Raw genomic sequence first — 14,183 nt, 5'->3', positions numbered from 1 at the left:
ATTGATATATTTAATTTTTGTAACTACACCACCACATTCACGATTTTCCCTTTCACCACGATGATTTTCTTCGGAGGGTTGCCACCAAGTTGGGCTTGGGTGCGTTCGTCTGCCAAGATGATTTTTTCCACTTCTTCGTTGGGCATATCCAAAGGCAATTCGATTTTGAAACGCACTTTTCCGTTGAACGACACCGGATATTCTTTGGTGCTTTCCACCAAATATTTTTCTTCAAAAGTAGGGAACGGCACTCGGCTAATGCTTTCATTATGACCTAAAACTTCCCAAAGTTCTTCGGCAATGTGCGGTGCATACGGCGAAATCAGCACTGCCATTGGTTCTAAAATCGCTCGTTTGTTGCATTTGATTTTTTGCAATTCGTTTACCGCAATCATAAATGCCGACACCGAAGTATTGAACGAGAAATTCTCAATGTCGTACTCCACTTTTTTGATGAGCGTATGCAAGATTTTGTATTCTTCTTTGGTCGGTTCTTGGTCAGAAATAAAAACCGCATCGCCATCAAAATAAAGATTGTAGAATTTTTTCAAGAAGCCTGAAACTCCCGTAATTCCTGCGGTATTCCAAGGTTTTGCCTGTTCCAACGGACCTAAAAACATTTCATACAAACGCAATGTATCGGCTCCGTATTGCTCACAAATATCATCAGGATTCACTACATTGTATTTGGATTTTGACATTTTTTCGACCTCGTGACCAACGATATAAGCCTCTCCCCCCGCCCTCTCCGAAGGAGAGGGAGCTTTTGAGCCTGTTGATGGCGAACTATTTGTAGCATTTCCGCCCTTAGTTCCCCCTTCGGGGGTTAGGGGGATTCCATTCTCCAAAATAAATTCCGCATCCGCAAAATCAGGTCGCCATTGTTTAAACCCTTCAATATCCAATTCCGATGAAGCATTTACAAGTGAAACATCGGCGTGAATTTGTTGTACTTTTTTGTCGCCAATTTGCCCTTTGGAAACGAAAGTATTTGTACCTTCCAATCGGTATACAAAGGCACTCGTCCCTAAAATCATTCCTTGATTTATCATTTTTTGGAAGGGCTCTTCGGCTTGTATAAACCCTCTGTCTTTGAGGAATTTATTCCAAAAACGAGAATACAACAAATGCCCTGTGGCGTGTTCGCTTCCACCGATGTACAAATCTACATTTTGCCAATAATTTAGGCTCTCTTGCGAGGCAAATTCCTTTTCGTTGTGTGCGTCCATATAACGAAGCCAATACCAAGACGACCCCGCCCAACCCGGCATCGTGGAAAGTTCCAAAGGGAAAACCGATTGATTATCAATCAAATCGGCACTTACTATTTTTTGTTCAGCCTCATGCCAAGCATATTCTTTTGCGTTCCCTAATGGAGGGTCGCCATCTTCGGTTGGGAGGTATTTTTCTACTTCAGGAAGTTCCAACGGCAAGGCAGAAAGTGGCAAAGTATAGGGCATTCCGTTTTTATAATAAACAGGCACAGGTTCACCCCAATACCGCTGACGCGAGAAAATAGCATCACGCTGACGATAATTTACCTTTGATTTTCCTACACCTAATTTTTCTAATTCGGAGATAATTTTTTCGGTAGCTTCTTCGTAATCCATTCCGTTAAGAAAATCCGAATTTTGCAATTTGAAACCACCTTTTTCCGTGTAAGCCCCTTGCGAAATATCTTTATCAAAAATATTGATGATTTCAGGCATTCCTTCCGCACCCGCAAAATGTTTTGCAAAGGCATAATCACGTTCATCTCCCGCAGGAACCGCCATTACAGCTCCCGTTCCGTAACCTGCTAACACATAGTCGCCTATCCAAATAGGAACAGGTCGTTTAGTAACCGGATGCTCGGCATACGCTCCCGTAAACACTCCCGAAATAGTTTTGGTATCCGCCATTCTATCTCTTTCCGAACGCTTAGAAGTTGCTTCGATATAATCCAAAACGGCTTGTTTTTGTGCTTCGGTTGTGATTTGTAAAACCAATTCGTGTTCAGGAGCCAAAGTAAGATAAGTTACGCCGAAAATGGTGTCGGGTCTTGTTGTAAAAACGGTAATATGTTCAACGTTTGAAGTTTCAGGTTCAACGTCTTGGGACTTTGAACTTAGAACTTTAAACTTGATTGACGCCCCTTTTGATTTTCCTATCCAATTGCGTTGGCTTTCTTTTACAGATTCACTCCAATCCACCGTTTCTAAGCCTTGCAACAATCGCTCGGAATAAGCGGTAATACGCATACTCCATTGCGTCATTTTCTTTTGAAAAACAGGATATCCGCCTCGTTCCGAAACGCCATTTACCACCTCATCGTTCGCCAAAACCGTTCCCAAAGCCGGACACCAATTAACGGTAGTTTCGGCACGAAACGCCAAACGATAATTCAGTAAAATGTTTTGTTTTTCTTCTTCGCTGTAATTTTTCCATTGCTCAGCGGTAAAATGAAGCTCTTCGGTCTGAGCCACATTTAGGTTTTCCGTTCCGGATTTCTCAAAATGCTGGACAAGTGTTTGGATATCTTCCGCTTTATTGGTAGTGTTGTTATACCACGAATGAAACAATTGAATAAAAATCCATTGTGTCCATTTGTAATAATCAGCATTTGAAGTCCTTACTTCTCTACTCCAATCGAACGAAAAGCCAATTTTATCAAGCTGTTCGCGATAACGAGCGATGTTTTCACGAGTGGTTTTTTCGGGGTGTTGCCCTGTTTGTATAGCGTATTGCTCGGCAGGTAACCCAAACGAATCGTACCCTTGCGGATGCAACACATTAAAGCCTTTGTGGCGTTTGTATCGTGCGAAAATATCTGATGCTATATACCCAAGCGGATGCCCTACGTGCAACCCCGCTCCCGATGGATACGGGAACATATCTAATACATAAAATTTCGGTTTTTCTGAATGGTTTTCTGTCTTAAAAGTTTGGTTTTCTGACCAATATTTTTGCCATTTGGCTTCGATGTCTTTATGGTTATAGTTCATTTCTCTCCGCAACCCTCTTCAAAAGAAAGGGAATTTTATTAAATGGTTAATAATCTGATTAAAATGCAAAAGTAATATTTTTATGTTTAACAAACGTATCTCCAGAAAATTTATCTGTCATCGCTAAGTATGTCGTTAAAAGAAATCCAATCGCCACGAGTAAAACGCCTTAAAATACTATCTTGCTTGTATTGATTTTTGAGTATAAACAAACGCGTTACGTGGGTAGGCTGTTTGGTAGTGTCTGCTTTTACGCCATCTTCGGTAACTTCGATGCCCAATTTTAGGGTGCTTTCTTTGTTATCGTAACGAGAGAAAATTGCCAACAGACGGTCGTCCAGCTCCCAATGATAGGTAAATGAACCGTTGTAAAAACTGTTTTCTTTTACCATTGGTTTACCGTGTTTTTGTTCTAAATAATCAAGTAAGGCTTTAAAATCGTCGGTACCTTTGCTTTCGCTTTCAGTAACCAACGCCATAAAATCGCCTTTAAGATTCGTTGCCATATTGATTTTGCAAAAGTGCATTTTCTGAAAATAGGCTAAACTATCACGAGTACTCCAACTTCGCATATCGTATCGATACGCCATCGGAGTTTTTTCTTTCGTAAATTCACCTTTAAAAACGGTGTCTATTTGAATGACGTGAAAACGCAAAAGTTCCCAAATTTTCTCAGTCAATTTTTCTCTTTCCTTTTCGGAAAGATTTTCTTTGTTTCTTTTTTCCAAAATTTTATCGGATTCTTTCATATTTTTTTGAGCTTTTTCGATTTCATCGGTATAAAAAGCGGCTACATCAAAATTTAGATCGAATTTTTCCAAATCCAATCGATTTTTTCCGAGCTTGGGAGACGAACAACTATGCAACATAAGGGCAACTGTAAATAATGGGATTAAACTTTTAATGGCTTTCATACTTTTATAAATATTTAAAAATCAAACAATTACATTATTAAAATACAGAAAATCACTTTTTGAGAACTGCATTAAAATCTATCCAATCGCCAGAGCGAAAATTACTAATGATACTATCGTGTTTGTATTGGTTATTGAGTATAAACAAATGGGTTGTATTAAATCTAATGGTATCTGTCGTTGGATTGTTTTCAGTAGCTTCTTTACTTAATTTCAGTATTAGATTTGCCTGTTTTTGTTGTTTAGAAATCATTGCCAATAGGCGGTCATCCAACTCCCAATAATAAATAGGAAAATTTCGGAAGAAGTTTTTTTCTTTTACCGTTACCTTACCGTGTTTTTGCTCCAAATAACGGAGTAAGGCTTCAAAATCTTCCGTACCTTCGCCTTGGCTTTGGGCGACTAACGCCATAAAATCACCTTCAAGGCTTGTTGCCATATTTATTTTATGAAAGTGCATCTTATGATAATTCGCCAAACTGTCAGCAGAATTCCAGCCCCACATATCATATCGATACGCTATCGGACTTCGTTCGTCCTCGTAAAATTGGGCGTTAAAAATCGTATCTTTTCGAATACTCTTAAAATTGAGAAGTTTCCAAGCCTTTTTGACCAATTCTTTTCTTACCTTTTCAGAAAACCCTTCCTTTTCTCTTTTTTGCTCGAGTTTCTCCAATTCTTTCATATTTTCTTTGCCTTTCTTAATTTCATCGGCATAAAAAGCATCAACATCGAAATTCAAGTCGAATTTTTCCAAATCCAAACGGTCTTTTCCGAGCTTGGGAGATGAGCAACTATACATCATAAGGGCAACTATAAATAATGGGATTAAACTTTTAATGATTCTCATATTTTTATCTATTTGTAATTACATTCGTATTAATGGTTTTAATTGGGGCTTTTTTAGCGTTTTTTAGCCTAATTTTTGGGTAAAGGTATGAATTTTTGAATTAAAATGACCGATACGGCTATTTTATCGCTATTTCACCAATCTCTCAATCATATACATTCCAAGGACAATGACCACGAAAAATAGCACCCAGTTGAGCATAGTCGTTACATACCAATGAGCATAAGGGTTGTATTCTTCGGATTTTTTATGGGGCGAAAGTTTGTTTTTTATGGCAGAAATCCGATAAACCACGCCAGCCACCAAAAGCATTCCCAATAAAGCCAACATTCCCAGTGTATCGCCTACGCGTCCAAAAGAAAAGATACGCAAAAAAGAAGACACTATTGCATCGGGTAGCATTGCCACAGCCACATAAACCGCGATTCCGACCAGAAAAAACAGCCCTCGCATTAGTTTTTCTATGGGATTTCTTGCAGGGGGCGGCGGACTGAGCAAGGTTTCGCCCTCTTGGAGGGGCATTCTTCCTTTTAGGCTCAGCCAAACCCACGCTCCGCCAATTGCCAAAGCGATAACGCCCAAAAACAGGCGTTCGGCAGACAGCTCCAAGTCCATTTTGGCGAACAGAATCACCAAGCCCAGCCAAGTGAAAAAAAACACAAACATAGCTAGCATTGCTAAAAGCAACTGCAAGATTCCCTTGCGTTTGTTTGGGGTCGGTGTGTTAGGGGGTGTGTTCATTGTTGTTTCGTTTTTTTATGGTTTAAAAATTGTTGATGTCGCTATTTCATAGTTATCTCAATCCCAAGCATCGCAAGGGCAATAATCACGAAAAACATCACCCAGTTGAACATAGCCATTAGATACCAATGGGCATAAGGGCTTTCTTCTAGGGATTTTTTATGGGGCAGGAGTTTGTTTTTTATGGCGGCAATCAGATAAAACACGCCAGCCACCAAAAGCATTCCCAATAAAGCCAACATTCCCAGCGTATCGCCTACGCGTTCAAAAGAAAAGATACGCAAAAAAGAAGATGCCATCGCATCGGGCATCATTGCCACAGCCACATAAACCACGATTCCGACCAGCAAAAACAGCCCTCGCATCAGTTTTTCTATAAGATTTCTTGCAGGGGGCGGCGGACTGGACAGAGTTTCGCCCTCTTGGAAGGGCATTCTTCCTTTTAGGCTCAGCCAAGCCCACCCCACGCCAATCATCAGAGCGATAACGCCCAATAATACGCGTTCGGCAGACAGCTCCAAGCCCATTTTACCGAACAGAATCACCAAGCCCAGCCAGCCAAAGAAGAGCACAAAAATAGTACTTTTTTATCGACAGGGTCAGGACAAGAGAGTATCCTTATAGAAAAATTCCCTGTTTCGTCACCATAAAGCTCTACTTTTGGCTGCGTCCCAAGTATTGGGGACAATTTTTTAAATAAATTAATTTGATATTGACTTGGTTTCATTGTTCTAAAAAAATATTTACTCATTAAAAAATCACTCCTCAATTGTAATTCCCATATCTGCCATATTATTTTTTAAAATCGTGCTGATATAATTTCCTTTTTTTCTGGAAATACAAGCGGTAGCAAATGTTGAAGGAGCAACATATTTTTCTACTTTATATTTTTTATCTGTTAAAACAGGCAACATATAGTAAGCGTTTTTTTATTTTCGGTATCCATAACCCATTTTCCGCCGATATGTTTTCTAAATGTTTCTCCGATATATATCGTTAATAAATCTAATAGCTTTGCATTTTCTATCAACAGCGTATTATTCTCAAAGTTGGTAAATATCCATTGTTCCAAATCATCCAAAGATTGGATACTATAATCCAATGTAAGATGATGTTGTTGGGCGAAATTTTGGGTAAAATCGTCCATTTTATCATCAATATAAAAAATCCAATCTTGGAAATTATCTTGTGTATAGCTCATAATATTTCCTTTTTACATATTGGGTTAAGCTATTTTTCGGTTGGGAAATTGTCTAAATCAATAACATCAGGATTGATATGATTTTTAATAACAGAATTTAAAAAACCTTGTTCTTTTTTGATTATAAACGCTTTGATATACCTTATAGGAACAAACTCCGTTTCTTCTTCATTGTAATGTGCAATTACATATAAGCCATAGTTCATTGTGTTATCATCATTCATACTTACTTCCCAAATTCCTTTTTGGGCAATATGCCTAAAAGTCTCTCCCAAATATATCCAACAATTTGTCCTGATGTTTATATGCTCATCTTGGTTGGTTATGTCTTTATTAAGAATAAACTTCTCTAAAGTAGAAAGGCTTTCAAGAGTATAATCCAAATCATATCCCTCTTGATTTAATTCATCTATAAACTTTTCAAGAATATCATCTATTTCAAAAATAAATTGTTGTAATTTTTCTTGCTCTATTTTTTTATTTAATCTTTGTCTCATCTTTATAACTGACTGACTATTTTATATTTAGATAATAAACTGTGAAGTATTCGGTTAATCTATTTTTCGGTTGGGAAATCAGACCAATCTATCAATTCAGGATTTATTTGGTTTTCAATAGCTCCCAATAATAGTCTTTCTTTCTTGCATAAAATAAATGCTTTTATCAGATGAAAAGGAGACAGCAATATCCCTTCCGTTGAGTGTCCTTCTATCACAGGAAAACCATAATAAATAGAATTATTTTCTTTGTCTAAGTTGCATTTCCATTGTGCATTTTTAATTTTTTTTCTGACAACTTCTCCTAAATATGCCGACAAATCGTTATAATCATCGTTTTCGATAGTAATATCGTTATTTACGATATATTTTTCTATCAAATCTACACTTTTGATACTCAAATCAAAGTCTAAATCTTGCGATTTTGCTTTATTCTGAATACTTTCCAAGTAATCATCTATGTTGAAAATAAAGTTTTCAAACTTATTTTCTAATTCTTTCACGGTGAATTTTTCCATTTTTATAGCTAATTTATTTTTGAACCGATGTTGTCGGCGATGTCAAAGTTATAAACTTTTTCTTGATGATATTATGCAAAAAAAATCACTCATTAAAAAAAGAATTTAGAAAATCTGTAAAAGATTCGGAAACTAAAATATAATTTTTATTTTCCAAAAATTCAGCTTCAATGATATAAATCTTACCATAATCTGAATCATCTAATGAAATTAAGAAGATATTATCGCCATTATCATTTGCAAAAGGAATTTTATTATTAAAATCCACGCCACTTTCTTGAAAGTCGTCTATCAGTTTTTCTATGGGGAGTGCTCCATATTTAATTGAATCAAAACCATTTATCGTAAAAATATTTCTCAGCCCTTTTACATATTCAAAAGAAGGATAGCCTCCGTTGAATTTTAGATAGTGTTCTTTAAAATCTTGCGGAAGTTTTAGCCCGATTTTTCTTTCAAAATCATCCATATCCGCCAAGGTGAGCTTTTGTTCTGTTTGTGAAAATTCCATAATGTTTTTATTTTAATTTACCCTTGCCAATGCACCATATCGTATGGGGAGTATGCGTTGTCTTTAAAAATACTGTCATTCATACCAATTTCCCGCAACCACATTGTCCATTTGTTTATAATATATTTTTTTTAAATCTTCATCATACTTAATCAATTTAGACTTAAATTCTGCTAATCTTTTTTGTATCTCTTCTATTGGATAATTTAAAAGTTTCATTAAAATTAAAACCCTTATAAAAACATTTTCATTGTTAGCATACCTTGCCCCTGTAGCTATCTGCTCTAATAAAAAATTGAGCATATTTTGGGATTGGGTAATAAAGGGGATAAAATCTTTTACATATTGTTTATAAGCATCTATGAGTGCCTCGCTAAAAGCTGGAATGTCTTCTTCTGCTCTGATACGCCATATAGGATTATTATTTATCCAATATTCTATATTTAAAAAATAAGATAATGGAAAAACGAAGGTATGTCCTAAAATCCCAAATCCATCTATTTTACCGAATATTTTTTCTACTTCTGTAAGCTGTACAAAAAGTACAATATCATACATATATTCAGGGTGATATTCAAGATAAGTAAAACCGTATTCAATGCGATAAGCATCGGTCTTTTTTACATACGCCATATCTTTTTTTACATATTTAAACCCTTCTTGTTTAAAAAACGCTTCGGTTTGCTCTTGAATAATTGTGTTTATTTCTCTTGCTCTCATATTCTTCCGTACTTTGTTCTTAACAACCTTTTTCCCCTCTAAATAATCTTTTACCTGTTGTATTTTTTGCAGGTCATTGGTCATTAAAACAAAACACCCTCTGTCTTCTTGAGCAACTTTAACGCCAATAAGTTCGGATAAAATCTGCTCAAAATTGTCACTTTCCTCTTCCGAAAAATAATTTTCCTCTTCATCCATAGGAAATTCTTCAAACAACAAAAAACTCGTACCATTATCAAACACATTGATAACGGGGGTGTTATCCTTAGGGTAATTGTTTATCTCTATTTCTTTTATAATATTCATCATTGTATTTTTTTAACTTTTTACTAATTTCCTGCAACCACATCGTCCATTTGTTTGTAACTGATTCCGATAAGCCCCAACAATACCATTATTTGTCGTCCTCTGTTTTTTGCCGTACTTGGCAACGGAAATAAAGCTCTCCCGCCTTAGCGACTTTTAGCATATCTTGGCTGTTTTCCGCATCAATTTCTTCTGTCTGTTGATAAAATTCATTCGTTTTGAAGGTAAGATGCCCCAACAATTCCTCTCCGAGGGTAAAAGTAGGTCTTTTTGCCAAAATGAGTTTTTGCTGTTGCATTTCAAGAGTGATATTGTCCGTTAGCGTATCGGAAAGAGTTTGTTTATAAGTGTTTCGCTCGTGTGTATCTTCCCAATAAAGGGTTTGGAAATCGTTCTTACTCAGATTGATATTAAACTGAAAACCTCCGAAAACCCAAATTCCCATTCGTATTTTGATGGTATCATTATCCAACACGCACGTACAATCGGTAGTGAAAGGCTCCTCTTCCGTGCTTAAAAAGGGATACTCCTTGCCCTTTGCCAAAGTTTTGACAAAATATCTGCTGCGGTTGTCTTTATATCGGAGAGCGGTAATTTTATGTTTTTCAATCATTTTTTGAACAAACTCTTGGGGTGCTTCCGCTATAAAGGCCTTGCCGTCAAGCATCATTTGTAGTTCTTCTTTTTGGTGCTTGTCTTTCAAAGAATCCAAACGGATTTCGTTTTTAGTCAGCGTTTCAAATCGTTCCAATTGAGGAATTTTTCCGATGTGGTACGCAGTTGGCGTTTGTCCGTTACTACAAGAATACATCGCCAAAGCGACAAATAATTTCAGTAAATGCTGAATTTTTAGTTTTTTGTTCATTGTTTTTTTATATTAAAAAGTTGATGTTGTTTTAATGCTTCCGCCCAATTGCCTTAACCGATACGTATCTATTGATTAACGGGAGCGCACCTATTTAGTAACAGGTACGCTCCCGTTTAACAATGTAACCGCTTCCGTTGAAGGTTTCCAAAAAGGCGTTATTCATAATAGGTAATGACTCTTTCGGTGATGCCCGTTCGTTTGTTGTTGATGTATTCATATCGAAGCATCCAATTACCTTGATTATCATACTCATACGAAAATGTTTTGGTATATGCTCCGTCTATTTCTTGTATCAAATCGCCATTGGGGTTGTATTGCATCGTTTTTGTTTTTACAACAGCATCGTTTTCAAGTATCGTTTCCTTTAAAACCCTTCCGAGTGAATCGTTAGTATAGAGAATATCCAAAATTCCGAGCGGACTTACTTCCTGAAATTTAGAAAGATAACCGTTTTCATCATATTCCAAATTATGCTCTCCTACTGATATTTTTTTTCGGGAAAGCGTTTGTTTTATGACGTTTCCCTTTTCGTTAAGGGTAATTTTACTTTCGGTAACGGTATTTTCTGTCTTTAAAACAGCTCCCACAAGTAGTCCGTTTTCATAAAAATATTGAATATTTGCCCAACGACTGCTCACCGCAATCGGCTGATGGTTTGGGTTATACTTCCAAACGACGGGAATAGAATCGTGTGGGGGATGGTGTTCAGTGAGGTTTCCGTGTGGGTTGTAGTGAAACAATTCAAAAAATCGTTTTTCCTGCTTCATAAATTCTTTACCCTGCGGAGAAAGCGAACCTTCGTTGTAAAAATAAGTTTCGATTGATTTTATTTTTCCTTTGAGGTTTTCGGATTGTAGGTCGTTTTGCCAATCTAATTTTGAGAGTATCAGTCCGTTTTTCTGTTCGGAGAGCGGTCTGTATTGCTGTGCCAAGAGCATTCCGTTTAGGAAAATTAGTGCGAATGTGATTATTTTTTTCATTGTGAGGTGTTTTATTGTATAGCTAACTCTATATAATTTGTCTTTTTTTCTGTTCTTTTGTCTTGAAACAAAAGAACCAAAAATTCAAGACTTTGGATACTTCGCTAAAAATCAGATGAATTTCACTGAAAATCTCCAAACTCGCTTCGCTCAAACAATGGATATTTTCCACGCTCCATTCATTGATTTTTTTAACGCTTCGTCTCCAAGGTCATAAACTCACTCTTGAAAAGAACGACAATTTAAAGAGGATTAGCTATATGTTTCATAATTGAGTTATTTTAATGCTCTTTCATATGATCATACGTTTTTTGCGTATCATTTATTCTATTTTTTTCAAAACAAACTCCCCTTTCGGACTGATTTCATAGGTAAAAGTTATCACATTTTCGTAAAATTCTTTTCTCACAACAATAGAATCTTTATTTAAAACGGATTCCGTAAATACAGCACTTTCGGCAATTTCATCATAAGCAATCAAAAGATAATCAATAATTTGATTATTTTTATCCAAATTAAAAAGTATCGTTGAAAATTCATGTTCTCCCTGCTGAAAAGCCACGGCTACCGAAGTAAAATCGTCCGAGAAAGGTACGCTATAAACGCGTTTAAAATTTTCCGCATCAGGGAACAATCCTGAAAGTAATAATCGGGCTTGATTAGCACTTAATGCGGGTAACAAATCGTAATTATCGGCGTTGGTTTGTTCTTTTTTAGGAAAAGAAACGGTCGGAAAATCAGACCACGTTACATCAGAAACGGTAGGTTTTAGAATGATTTTGTAATGGATAAATTCCATTGTTCCTTGCTCATCATAATTGGGATGTGCAAGATACAAGGTAGTGTCATCTGCCCAAAAAGCACTGAGATTACAAAGCATTTTGGTCGTAATTTTTTCAAAAATATGGTCCAAGTTAATGGTTTTTTGCCACTGACCATCTTTGTAGTGCTGAATAAAATAAAATACGCATTCTTGCCCTCCGTAGAAACCATTGAGTCGAACTTTATTATTGGGTGAAGCTATTACATAATCAGGGTTGCCGACCTCCTCAGTTTGTTTGCCATTGGAGAGATTAAAACTTACATCAGAGCTATGCCCTCCCTCGAAAAGCAAGATGTCTTCGGTAGGAAAATAAGCGGCAAAACCAATTTCGTTCAACAAATCATAAATGGTGTCGAGCTTGGTTCCGTTACGAAAACGGATTTCCTGCGGAAAGTGTGTCCAATCCCTATCTTTTCTAAATGTTACAATGTCTTTCAAATGTTTTTCTGCCTGAGCAAAGTTTGTAATTTTAGGGATTGAATCGCTTTTTGGAGCTTTGGATTGAGCGGTATGAAATTCCTTTTCGCTTATTTGATGAATTTCAAGGGGTAAATCTTCATTAAAAAATGATTTGATATACGTTACCTCTGTTATTGAATCATTGTTAGATGCCTCATTTTCATACATTTCATCATTTGAAACGCCCTCTTTGTTTTCTTGTTTTTTCTTTGAAGAAAAATCGCAAGAACAAAGTAATAACAGCAATAGAAATAATATATTTTTCATAAATTCAGTTGATTAACAATCGTGTGCTTCGTAATTGAGTTGTTCCAAATGCTCTTCCATACGCTCGTAACTTTTTTGAGATTGCGGTAGGGCTTTAAGCGTTACTTGGAGTTGTTTTTTTCCGTCAGGGGCTATCCAAAGTCCTTCCAAGGTTTCGCCTTTGCGATGGAGCAACAAAATGCCTGTATTTCCGAATTCTACGAAAGTAAATCTTTCTTCTTTGTGGTCCATAAAAGGCTCTAACAAAATGCGTTCGTTGGATTTTTCGTATTTGTAATAGGCTTCGGCATAGGTGTTTGGACATCCGGTTTCTTTAATGGCGAGGTAAAGCCCTACTTTCAAGTCCGTTCCGATAGTGCCTTCGTAATACGTTTGCGAAATGATGGTTTGTGAAAACCCTTGTAAAGAGAGTAAAAATGTTACGATTTTTGCTATTTTTTTCATTATCAATTGGTTTTGTTTGTTATTTAATCTTGTAATTTTTTAATAAAACATTACTCTATCCATAGAGGTTTGGAAGACAAATGGAGAAAAAAATTTTTATTTGTATCCTAAAAAAACTACTTTTCAGCATTTCCTTTATGAATTCCTTTGATGATGCCCTCAGCTAATTCTTCTTCTACATCTTCAATGTTTTTATCTTTTTCAAGATTGTCTTCCTTATTGCGTTTTGATGTACTCACGGAAAGAATTAACCCTAAGGCAAGACAAGTCATCCAAATTGAAGTACCCCCGCTACTGATAAGAGGAAGATTTTGCCCCGTAACAGGGAATATTTCAACGGCAACACCCATATTAATAAACGCCTGAAAAATAATGGGTAATCCCATCCCCAAAACTAACAACTGACCAAAAACCGTCCGTGCGTTCATGGAAATCACCATAATTCGGAATAGTAGTAACATATAGAGCAACAACACTATCAAAGCTCCGAAAGAGCCATATTCTTCCGTAATGATTGCATAAATAAAATCGGATGAACTCTGTGGTAAAAAGTTTTTCATGGTACTCTTTCCTGCTCCTTCGCCTAAAAAACCTCCTTTAGCAATTGCCATTTTGGCTCGTTCAATTTGAAATCTTCCACTACTATTTTCATTGCTATCGGTAAATGAGTCAATACGACTGATCCATGTGGAGGCTCGGCTCGGAAGCAGTTCTGGAAAAGCTTTTGCTGTTATGTAAAACATAACAACACCTACGGCACAAATTGATAGAAAATTTAAAATATTTCGCATAGGAAGTTTCCCGATGAAAGTAAGTATAATCACAGAAAAAGCAACCAACAGCGAAGTGGAAAGATTTGATGGAACAATGAGTATTATAGTAACACCAACAGGCATCCATAAGGGCCAAAAACTATCTGAAAATGTAGGTTTTTTCTCGAAATTTTCTGCCAAATATGAAGCCACATAAATCATAATCATAACGAAAGCAAAGGTTGAAGGCTGAAACGATACTCCCACGAATGGAACCTCAATCCAACGACTCGCATTAGCTCCCGCAATGACTGTTCCTTTCACAGCCGCAAAAACCAAAAATATGGCTGG

At 36.6% G+C, this 14,183-nt stretch carries 16 protein-coding genes; all 16 read right to left on the bottom strand.

Annotated features, from left to right (window positions below; translation table 11 throughout):
* Nucleotides 1–23: 23 nt before the first annotated feature.
* Nucleotides 24–2,984 carry a leucine--tRNA ligase gene (locus CCAND38_RS07425; protein ID WP_042344631.1) on the bottom strand — a complete coding sequence of 987 codons (2,961 nt, stop codon included), beginning with the start codon at nucleotides 2,982–2,984 and terminating at the stop codon, nucleotides 24–26.
* Between the two features lie 110 nt (nucleotides 2,985–3,094).
* Nucleotides 3,095–3,898: a hypothetical protein gene (locus CCAND38_RS07420; protein WP_042344629.1), complete on the bottom strand. Its 804-nt coding sequence runs from the start codon at nucleotides 3,896–3,898 to the stop codon at nucleotides 3,095–3,097.
* A 52-nt stretch (nucleotides 3,899–3,950) separates the two neighbouring features.
* Nucleotides 3,951–4,748 carry a hypothetical protein gene (locus tag CCAND38_RS07415; RefSeq protein ID WP_082023448.1) on the bottom strand — a complete coding sequence of 266 codons (798 nt, stop codon included), beginning with the start codon at nucleotides 4,746–4,748 and terminating at the stop codon, nucleotides 3,951–3,953.
* 129 nt (nucleotides 4,749–4,877) lie between these two features.
* Nucleotides 4,878–5,489 carry a hypothetical protein gene (locus CCAND38_RS07410; RefSeq protein WP_042344627.1) on the bottom strand — a complete coding sequence of 204 codons (612 nt, stop codon included), beginning with the start codon at nucleotides 5,487–5,489 and terminating at the stop codon, nucleotides 4,878–4,880.
* 41 nt (nucleotides 5,490–5,530) lie between these two features.
* Nucleotides 5,531–6,061 carry a hypothetical protein gene (locus CCAND38_RS07405; protein WP_231550012.1) on the bottom strand — a complete coding sequence of 177 codons (531 nt, stop codon included), beginning with the start codon at nucleotides 6,059–6,061 and terminating at the stop codon, nucleotides 5,531–5,533.
* 186 nt (nucleotides 6,062–6,247) lie between these two features.
* Nucleotides 6,248–6,403, bottom strand: a complete 156-nt coding sequence (locus tag CCAND38_RS11980; RefSeq protein WP_197066342.1) for a hypothetical protein — start codon at nucleotides 6,401–6,403, stop codon at nucleotides 6,248–6,250.
* The gene (locus tag CCAND38_RS07395; protein WP_197066341.1) at nucleotides 6,388–6,690 is read right to left on the bottom strand and encodes a YwmA family protein; all 303 of its coding nucleotides are present in this window, start codon (nucleotides 6,688–6,690) and stop codon (nucleotides 6,388–6,390) included. Before CCAND38_RS07395 ends, CCAND38_RS11980 begins: the two co-directional genes overlap by 16 nt.
* Nucleotides 6,691–6,719: 29 nt before the next feature.
* The gene (locus CCAND38_RS07390; protein WP_042344625.1) at nucleotides 6,720–7,187 is read right to left on the bottom strand and encodes a hypothetical protein; all 468 of its coding nucleotides are present in this window, start codon (nucleotides 7,185–7,187) and stop codon (nucleotides 6,720–6,722) included.
* Between the two features lie 59 nt (nucleotides 7,188–7,246).
* On the bottom strand, nucleotides 7,247–7,705 hold the full coding sequence (locus tag CCAND38_RS07385; RefSeq protein ID WP_042344624.1) for a hypothetical protein: 459 nt from the start codon (nucleotides 7,703–7,705) through the stop codon (nucleotides 7,247–7,249).
* A gap of 85 nt (nucleotides 7,706–7,790) precedes the next feature.
* Nucleotides 7,791–8,213: an SMI1/KNR4 family protein gene (locus tag CCAND38_RS07380; RefSeq protein ID WP_042344622.1), complete on the bottom strand. Its 423-nt coding sequence runs from the start codon at nucleotides 8,211–8,213 to the stop codon at nucleotides 7,791–7,793.
* A 75-nt stretch (nucleotides 8,214–8,288) separates the two neighbouring features.
* Nucleotides 8,289–9,239 (bottom strand): hypothetical protein, encoded by a 951-nt coding sequence (locus tag CCAND38_RS07375; RefSeq protein WP_156129783.1) that lies wholly within the window; start codon nucleotides 9,237–9,239, stop codon nucleotides 8,289–8,291.
* Between the two features lie 88 nt (nucleotides 9,240–9,327).
* A complete protein-coding gene (locus CCAND38_RS07370) occupies nucleotides 9,328–10,104 on the bottom strand; it encodes a hypothetical protein (RefSeq protein ID WP_042344618.1) in 777 nt (258 codons plus the stop codon).
* Between the two features lie 158 nt (nucleotides 10,105–10,262).
* Nucleotides 10,263–11,087 carry an RHS repeat protein gene (locus CCAND38_RS07365; protein WP_042344616.1) on the bottom strand — a complete coding sequence of 275 codons (825 nt, stop codon included), beginning with the start codon at nucleotides 11,085–11,087 and terminating at the stop codon, nucleotides 10,263–10,265.
* A 322-nt stretch (nucleotides 11,088–11,409) separates the two neighbouring features.
* Nucleotides 11,410–12,636, bottom strand: coding sequence for a hypothetical protein (locus CCAND38_RS07360; RefSeq protein WP_042344614.1), 1,227 nt, complete (start codon nucleotides 12,634–12,636; stop codon nucleotides 11,410–11,412).
* A 12-nt stretch (nucleotides 12,637–12,648) separates the two neighbouring features.
* Nucleotides 12,649–13,080, bottom strand: coding sequence for a hypothetical protein (locus tag CCAND38_RS07355; protein WP_042344613.1), 432 nt, complete (start codon nucleotides 13,078–13,080; stop codon nucleotides 12,649–12,651).
* Nucleotides 13,081–13,196: 116 nt separating this feature from the next.
* A partial coding sequence (locus CCAND38_RS07350; RefSeq protein WP_042344611.1) for an FtsW/RodA/SpoVE family cell cycle protein occupies nucleotides 13,197–14,183 on the bottom strand: 987 nt, incomplete at its 5' end.

The organism is Capnocytophaga canis, from assembly GCF_000827555.1.
GTDB classification, from domain to species: Bacteria; Bacteroidota; Bacteroidia; order Flavobacteriales; family Flavobacteriaceae; genus Capnocytophaga; species Capnocytophaga canis.
The sequence above is the reverse complement of the archived record's forward strand: the minus strand, read 5'-3'. Positions and strand labels throughout refer to the sequence as shown.